At 71.6% G+C, this 7460-nt stretch carries 8 protein-coding genes; all 8 read right to left on the bottom strand.

Annotated features, from left to right (window positions below):
* Positions 1-408: 408 nt before the first annotated feature.
* Complete coding sequence (locus RBH18_RS29750; RefSeq protein ID WP_305787491.1) at positions 409-762, bottom strand: histone-like nucleoid-structuring protein Lsr2; 354 nt, start codon at positions 760-762, stop codon at positions 409-411.
* Between the two features lie 234 nt (positions 763-996).
* A complete protein-coding gene (locus tag RBH18_RS29745) occupies positions 997-1770 on the bottom strand; it encodes a type III pantothenate kinase (protein WP_306213760.1) in 774 nt (257 codons plus the stop codon).
* Positions 1771-1784: 14 nt separating this feature from the next.
* Entirely contained in the window at positions 1785-2639 is an 855-nt protein-coding gene (nadC, locus tag RBH18_RS29740; RefSeq protein WP_306213759.1) for a carboxylating nicotinate-nucleotide diphosphorylase, read from the bottom strand.
* A 49-nt stretch (positions 2640-2688) separates the two neighbouring features.
* A complete protein-coding gene (locus RBH18_RS29735; protein ID WP_306213758.1) occupies positions 2689-4335 on the bottom strand; it encodes an L-aspartate oxidase in 1647 nt (548 codons plus the stop codon).
* Positions 4336-4386: 51 nt separating this feature from the next.
* Positions 4387-5283 carry a septum formation family protein gene (locus RBH18_RS29730; RefSeq protein WP_306213757.1) on the bottom strand — a complete coding sequence of 299 codons (897 nt, stop codon included), beginning with the start codon at positions 5281-5283 and terminating at the stop codon, positions 4387-4389.
* A 45-nt stretch (positions 5284-5328) separates the two neighbouring features.
* On the bottom strand, positions 5329-5757 hold the full coding sequence (gene panD, locus RBH18_RS29725) for an aspartate 1-decarboxylase (RefSeq protein ID WP_306213756.1): 429 nt from the start codon (positions 5755-5757) through the stop codon (positions 5329-5331).
* Positions 5757-6590 carry a pantoate--beta-alanine ligase gene (gene panC / locus RBH18_RS29720; RefSeq protein WP_306213755.1) on the bottom strand — a complete coding sequence of 278 codons (834 nt, stop codon included), beginning with the start codon at positions 6588-6590 and terminating at the stop codon, positions 5757-5759. Before panC ends, panD begins: the two co-directional genes overlap by 1 nt.
* On the bottom strand, positions 6587-7459 hold the full coding sequence (locus tag RBH18_RS29715; RefSeq protein ID WP_306213754.1) for a Rossmann-like and DUF2520 domain-containing protein: 873 nt from the start codon (positions 7457-7459) through the stop codon (positions 6587-6589). Before RBH18_RS29715 ends, panC begins: the two co-directional genes overlap by 4 nt.
* Position 7460 lies beyond the last annotated feature (1 nt).

The raw sequence follows: 7460 nt of genomic DNA, 5'->3' as shown, positions 1-7460 counted from the left end.
CAGGACGACAACCCGTCGCGCTCGGTCGGTGAACCGCTCGAACATGCCCTCGTGCTCCTCACGTGCCGTGCGCCAATGCTGAGCTTGTCCCAACAGCTGGCGGGGCCAGCGCACGAGCATCGGTGATGCCCGTGCTGTCACTACTCTATCGCCGCCGGGTGACTCTGCCGGGTCGTCGAGCCCGGCCGGGACGTCCCGCGCCGATGATTTCCCCAACTTCGCACGCTCAACGGCTGTTCCCCACCCCCGCGAAGTACGCGCACAGCGAAATCGGCGTTGTCCACAGGCTGTGGACAACGCCGTCCACAGCTGTGGATAACTTACGCACGGGCGCCGAAGGTCCAGCGAAAAAGCAGCAGGGCCCGCCGCGCCGGAGCGCTGCGGGCCCTGCTCAAGATCGGTTCCGGCTCAGCGGCCGGGACCCTTCGCGTGGAACTCGTCCACGATCTCCTGCGGGATGCGGCCCCGGTCGGAGATCTCCTTGCCGTTCTTCTTGGCCCACTCGCGGATGGCCTTGTTCTGCTCGCGGTCGGCGGTCGCACCGCCGCGCCCACGGGCCGCCCGGCCGCCCACGACCACCCCGCCGCGGGCGACCTTCGATCCGGCACCGACGTACGGCGCGAACACGTCGCGCAATTTCGCGGCGTTCTTGTCGGACAGGTCGATCTCATACTGAATGCCGTCGAGGGCGAACTTGACCGTCTCGTCGGCATCACCACCGTCGAGGTCGTCGACCAGCTTGTGAATGATCTGCTTGGCCACGCGCCGTTATCCTCCCTGAAACCACGTTCACTCGTCTCACACACAATCCCCACCGCAGACAATAACGCCGGTCCGGCGTGATCCGTCAATGCGGGTCGCGATATCGACGCGCGACACGGCCAGGGATCGGTCGATGGTTTCCCGAATGCCCCGGCGCCGTTTCCCATTCCGGCGACCGGGACCGAGAGAAGACGAGGGCGTGTCAGAGACAACGCGGAGAGTCACAAAGGAAAATCATCCGCCCTGGCCGACATTCCGCTCATAAACCATGCGCAGCCCGATCAGCGTGATCATCGGCTCGTACGCGGTGATCGTGCGGCACTCGTCCTTGACCAGCCCGGCAAGGCCGCCCGTGGCGATCACGGCACTCACCTCGCCGCCCAGCTCGGCGGTCATCAGCTCGACGATCCGGTCCACCTGGCCGGCCACGCCGAAATAGAGGCCGGACTGCAGGCACTCGACCGTGTTCTTGCCGATGACCGAGCGCGGGGCGGCCGGTTCCACCTTGCGCAACTGGGCGGCGCGGGCGGCCAGGGCGTCGAACGAGATCTCGATGCCGGGCGCGAACGCACCGCCGAGAAACTCGCCGCGGGCACTGATGACGTCGAAATTGGTGGTCGTGCCGAAGTCGACGACGATCGACGGCCCGCCGTAGAGCGCGTGCGCGGCGAGGGTGTTCACGACCCGGTCCGCGCCGACCTCCTTGGGATTGTCGATGGCGAGCTGGACGCCGGTCTTGACGCCGGGCTCGACGATGACATTCGGCACGCCCCGGTAGTAACGGCCCAGCATCGACCGCAGTGTGCGCAACGCGGCGGGGACGGTGGAACAGGCGGCGACGCCGGAGATCTCGACCGCGTCACCGGCGAGCAGCCCCCGGAACATCAGGCCCAGCTCGTCGGCGGTCGCCCGGGCGTCGGTCTTGATGCGCCAGTTGTGCACCAATTTGTCGCCGTCGAAGGTGGCGAGAACCGTGTTCGTATTGCCGATGTCGATGCAGAGAAGCACGTGACGACCTTAGATCAGGGGCGCAGATCGAGCGCGATGTCGAGGATCGGCGAGGAATGTGTCAGCCCGCCGACCGACAGATAGTCGACACCCGTCGCCGCATACTCGGCCGCGGTCTCCAGGGTCAGATTGCCGGTGGCCTCCAGCTCGACCCGGTCACCGACCGCCTCGACGACCTCGCGCAGCAGCTCGGGCCGCATGTTGTCGCAGAGCAGGAAGTCGGCCCCGGCCTCGACCGCCTCCCGCGCCTCGGCGAGCGTCGTGACCTCCACCTGCACGGGCACGTCGGGGAACCGCTCCCGGACGAGCCGGTAGGCCGCGGTGATGCTCCCGGCCGCGAGCTTGTGGTTGTCCTTGATCATCGCGACGTCGTACAGGCCCATGCGCTTGTTGGTGCCCCCGCCGGCGCGAACCGCATATTTCTCCAGAACGCGCAACCCCGGGGTGGTCTTGCGGGTGTCGAGCACCGTGGCCTTGGTGTCCGCGAGGCGGTCGGCCCACCTGCGGGTGTGGGTGGCGACGCCGGACATGCGGCAGAGCAGATTGAGCGCCGTACGCTCGGCGGTCAGCAGGGATCGCGTCGGCCCGGTCACGACGGCGAGCACGTCGCCACGCTCCACCCGGGAGCCCTCCTCGACCCGCTGGTCGAAGGTGACCGTGCCGCCCGACGTCACCGCGAAGACCTGCGCGGCCACGGGCAGCCCCGCCACCACGCCCGGCGCGCGCGCCACGATCTCGGCGGTGTCGATCTGGTCCGCGGGAATCGTCGCCTCGCTGGTCACGTCGCGGGGCGGATCACCGAGATCCTCGGCCAGCGCCGTGTAGACGATCCGCTCGACCTGAGCCAGGTCCAGACCCGCACCGATCACTGCATCCCTCCGAAGCCGAAGCCAGCCACCGCGTCCTGCCGGGAAAAGATCACTGCATCTCCTCGAAGCTCTGCGTCAGCTTGCCGGTCGCGGCGATCGCGTTCAGCAGGTGCCCACGCCACTCGTCCAGGGCACCCGGGTGATCCTCGCGCCAGTGGCAGCCCCGGGTCTCGCGCCGCTCCCACGCGGAGGCGACCAGCGCCGACGCGACGGTGAGCAGGTTCGTCGCCTCCCACGAGGCGTTGCGGGGCGTGCCACGCTGCTCGCCCAGGCGGGTCAGCTCCTTGGCGGTGGCCGCGAGCGAGTCCCCCGAGCGCAGGACGCCGGCGCCCCGGGTCATCGCGCGCTGCAGCTCGGCGCGGACGGACGGCGGCACCACCCAGCCAGGCTCGCCGGACGTGGGCGCCGGCTCGGCCTGCGGCGGCAGGTCACGGGCGATGTCGTCGGCGATGCGCCGGGCGAACACCAGACCCTCGAGCAGGGAGTTGCTCGCGAGCCGGTTCGCGCCGTGGACCCCCGTGCAGGCGACCTCGCCGCACGCGTAGAGGCCCGCGATGGACGTACGCCCGTGGAGGTCCGTCCGCACCCCGCCGGAAGCGTAGTGCGCCGCCGGGGCCACCGGGATCAGCTCGGTCACGGGGTCGATGCCGGCCGACCGGGTCGACGCGACGATGGTCGGGAACCGCTGCTCCAGGAACTCCTTGCCGAGGTGGCGCGCGTCCAGATAGACGTGGTCGGCGCCGGTCGCCTGCAGCACCCGGTGGATACCCTTGGCGACCACGTCGCGGGGCGCCAACTCGGCGAGCTCGTGCTGCCCGACCATGAACCGCTCGCCGGACTCGTCGACCAGGTGGGCGCCCTCGCCGCGCAGCGCCTCGGAAATCAGCGGGCGCTGCACCGAGGTGACGCCGGCGGTCACGAAGGACGTCGGGTGGAACTGCACGAACTCCACGTCGGTGACGACCGCGCCGGCCCGCAGCGCGAGCGCCACGCCGTCGCCGGTGGACACCGACGGGTTGGTGGTCGACGCGTAGATCTGGCCCATGCCGCCGGTGGCCAGCACCACGGCGCGGGCCAGGATCGCCCCGACGCCGTCCTCGCTGCCCTCGCCCAGCACGTGCAGGGTGAGGCCGCAGGCCCGGCCGTCCGGCGCGCGCAGCAGGTCGAGGACCAGGGCGTGCTCGACGAGCCGGATCCACGGGTCGCGGTGCACGGCGTCGTGCAGGGCGCGCTGCACCTCGGCGCCGGTCGCGTCGCCGCCCGCGTGGACGATGCGGTCGGCGCGGTGGCCGCCCTCGCGGGTCAGCATGAGCGAGCCGTCGGCGTTGCGGTCGAACTCGGCGCCCAGCCGGATCAGCTCGCGGATCCGGGTGGGACCCTCCTCGACCAGCACCCGCACGGCGGCCGGGTCGCAGAGCCCGACGCCGGCGATCTCGGTGTCGAAGGCGTGCGCCTCGGGGGTGTCCAGCGGGTCGAGCACGGCGGCGATGCCGCCCTGGGCCCAGCGGGTCGACCCGTCGTCGATGTTGACCTTGGTGACCACGGTGACGTGCAGACCCTGCTCCCGCAGGTGCAGCGCGGCGGTCAGCCCGGCGACGCCGGACCCGACGACCACCACGTCGGTGGACTCGGTCCAGCCCGGCTCGGGCGCGGCCAGCCGGCGCGGGAGCACCGGGAGATCGGCGAGAGGCGACATCAGACCAGTCAACCTTGTCCCGCCCGCGTTTCCCATCCGGGGTATCGGACGTCACTGATACTGGACAGGGAGCGCCTTGGCACCCTTGCCCGCGAGCGAGGACGTGAGCGTCGTGTCGACCCAGAGGTAGCAGCGCACGCCCCGGTCGCCCAGGGCCCAGACGTCGTCGCCGCCGGGCAGGGACACAACCCCGGCGCGATACTGCAGGTCGGCGTCGTCGGGCACACCCACGAACTTCGCGATCACCGTACGGCAGCCCGCGTGGAAGGCGTCCCAGTCCTTCGCCGTCTCCGGATATCCGGTGTTCCTGCCCGCCGTCCACACGCCCGCGAACTCCGCGTTGTGCTCCGACGCGCACGGCGCCGCGGGCATGGTGCTGATCTTGCCGTCCTTGTCGAGCCGCACCCCGTAGCAGGTGAGCAGCAGCGGCGACTTGGGCTCCTCGAGCGCGTCGCGCAGCGTGCCGACCCGTTGCACCAGGCCGCCGTCGTCCTCCACCGAGCTGCTGACCAGCACCTCGCACCGGTACCAGCGGGCGCCGCCGGTCCACGCGGCCTTCGTCGGCTGGGTGATGCCGATCCACAGCCGGGCCGTACGCCACGGGCCGCCCACGTAGGCAGTCGTCTTCTGGTCACACGTCTCGTACGCCGCCCGGGTGGCCGCCGAGTCGTCCGCGGGCGGCTCCGGCGCCTCGGCGGCCGGGTCCGCGTACTCGCCGACGTAGACGGTTTCGGTGCGGTGCTTGAGCGAGCAGTCGACCTCCTCGTAGTCGGCGCGGGCGCCGGCCGGGGAGAAGTTCGCCAGGTGACACGTCTCGGAGACCGGCGTGAACCCCGTGGGGACCGTCATCGCGGACCAGCCGTTGAGCAGGTTGCCGTCGACGCCGGCCGGCTTGCTGCACCCGCCGAGCATCACGGCCGCCACCACCACGAGCCACCACCGGCGCACGACGCCCCCTTGTCCGTTTCGCCCATTCTAGGGCGATAAGGGGACTCAGGAGGCGGACAGCGTCAGGTCGCCCCGCACGAGGTCGCCGGCCATGCCCGGGACGGCGGCCGCGGGATCCGTACTCCGTTCGATGATCTTGTTGTCGGCGTCCACGTGCACCACCCGCGGCCGATACGTGCGCGCCTCGGCGTCGTCCATCTGCCCGTACGAGATCAGGATGACCAGGTCACCCGGGTGCACCAGATGCGCGGCGGCGCCGTTGATGCCAATGACGCCGCTGCCGCGCTCGCCCGGGATCACGTACGTCTCGAGGCGCGCGCCATTGGTCACGTCGACGATGGCGACCTGCTCGCCGGGCAGCAGGTCGGCCGCGTCGAGCAGGTCCTCGTCGATCGTCACCGAGCCCACGTAGTGCAGGTCGGCCTGGGTGACCGTGGCCCGGTGGATCTTGGACTTGAGCATCGTGCGGAACATCAGGCGGCCTCTCCGAGCTGGACCGGAACGTTGTCGATGAGCCGGGTGGCGCCGACCTTCGCGGCCACCAGCAGGCGGGCGGGACCGGCGGCCGGCGCGGGGCCGAGCAACGGGTCCGTCAGGGCGAGATAGTCCACGGCGACGCCGGGCTCGTCCTCCAGGATCTTGGCGGCCGCCTCGAGCACCCGCTGCGGGTCGTTCTGCGCGGCCCCCTCACGCAGGGCGTGCGACAGAGCCAGGGCAGCCCGGCGCTGGCCGGCATCGAGATACCGGTTGCGGCTCGACATGGCCAGGCCGTCCTTCTCCCGTACGGTCGGCACGCCCACGATCTCCACGCCCAGTTCCACGTCGCGCACCATGAGCCTGATCAGCGCGAGCTGCTGGTAGTCCTTCTCGCCGAAGAAGGCCACGTCGGCGCGCGTGAGCCGGAGCAGCTTGGCGACGACCGTCAGCATCCCGGAGAAGTGCCCGGGGCGGCTGGCGCCCTCCAGCAGCTCCCCGACCGGTCCCGCGTTCATCGTGATCGACGGCGTGCCACCCGGGTACATCTCGTCGCGGTCCGGGGCGAAGACCACGTCGACGCCCTCGGCCGTACAGGCCTCAAGGTCCGCGGCCAGGGTGCGCGGGTACTTGTCGAAGTCCTCGTTCGGCCCGAACTGCAGCGGGTTCACGAAGATCGTCGCGATGACGAAGTCGGCCCGCTTCCGCGCCTCGCGCATGAGCTGCCGGTGCCCCTCGTGCAGGGCGCCCATGGTCATGACGACGGCGACCCGGCCGGGCGCGGCGGCCCGGGCGGCGGCCAGAGCGGCCCGGGTGTGGACGAGGGCGGTCATGCGGGGCTCCCCACGCTGGAACGGGCTCGGGACAGAACATCGAGCAGGGCGGCGGCATCCTGCGGACGGAGGCGACCGGCGGCGACGGCACGATCGGCTGTGCGGCGGGCCAGCGCGAGATAGGCCGGCGCCGACTCCGGGGGGAGGTGCCGCAGATGCTTGCCTACGGTGCCCGCGTCACCCCGCGACACGGGCCCGGTCAGCGCTGCGTCCCCGAGCGCGAGCGCGTTGTCGAGGGCGGCGTGCAGCAGCGGCGACAGGACCGTCGCGGGGTCCTCGACGCCGGCGGCGCGCAGCGTGTCGGCAGCCTCGTTGACGAGCGTGACCAGGTGGTTGGCCCCGTGGGCGAGGGCCGCATGGTAGAGCGGGCGGGACTGCTCCGCGACCCACTCCGGCACGCCGCCGAGATCGGTGACCAGGCGGGCGGCGAAGACCCGGTCGCGGGCCGTGACGCCCCACGCGGTGCCGGGCAGCCGGTCGAGGTCGGCCGGCGTACCGGTGAAGGTCATCGCGGGGTGCAGGGCGAGGCCGTTGACCTCCCCCAGGACGGCCAGCCCGTGCGCGCCGGAGGTGTGTGCCACGACCGTCCGGCCGGAGAGCGCGCCGGTCGTGCGCAAGCCGGACACGACCGCGCCGAGGGCGTCGTCGGGGACGGCCAGCAGCAGGAGATCGGTGGCGGCCCGGGCGACCTCGTCGGCCGGCAGGATCGCGGCCGTGGGCAGCAGGCGCCGGGCGCGATCGCGGGAGGCGGCGGACACCGCCGCCGCGGCGACGACGTGATGCCCGGCGGCGGCCAGAGCGGCGCCGACCACGGCACCCACCCGGCCCGCACCGACCACGCCGACGATCAGCGGGGATGCAGTCTTCATT

Source organism: Actinoplanes oryzae (genome assembly GCF_030757795.1).
In the GTDB taxonomy this organism is placed as follows: Bacteria; Actinomycetota; Actinomycetes; order Mycobacteriales; family Micromonosporaceae; genus Actinoplanes.
The sequence above is the reverse complement of the archived record's forward strand: the minus strand, read 5'-3'. Positions and strand labels throughout refer to the sequence as shown.

Coding starts and splice junctions, on each gene's coding strand:
- panC (WP_306213755.1), bottom strand. CDS start 6,590: ATGACCGCCCTCGTCCACACCCGGGCCGCTCTGGCCGCCGCCCGGGCC.
- RBH18_RS29735 (WP_306213758.1), bottom strand. CDS start 4,335: ATGTCGCCTCTCGCCGATCTCCCGGTGCTCCCGCGCCGGCTGGCCGCG.
- RBH18_RS29715 (WP_306213754.1), bottom strand. CDS start 7,459: ATGAAGACTGCATCCCCGCTGATCGTCGGCGTGGTCGGTGCGGGCCGG.
- panD (WP_306213756.1), bottom strand. CDS start 5,757: ATGTTCCGCACGATGCTCAAGTCCAAGATCCACCGGGCCACGGTCACC.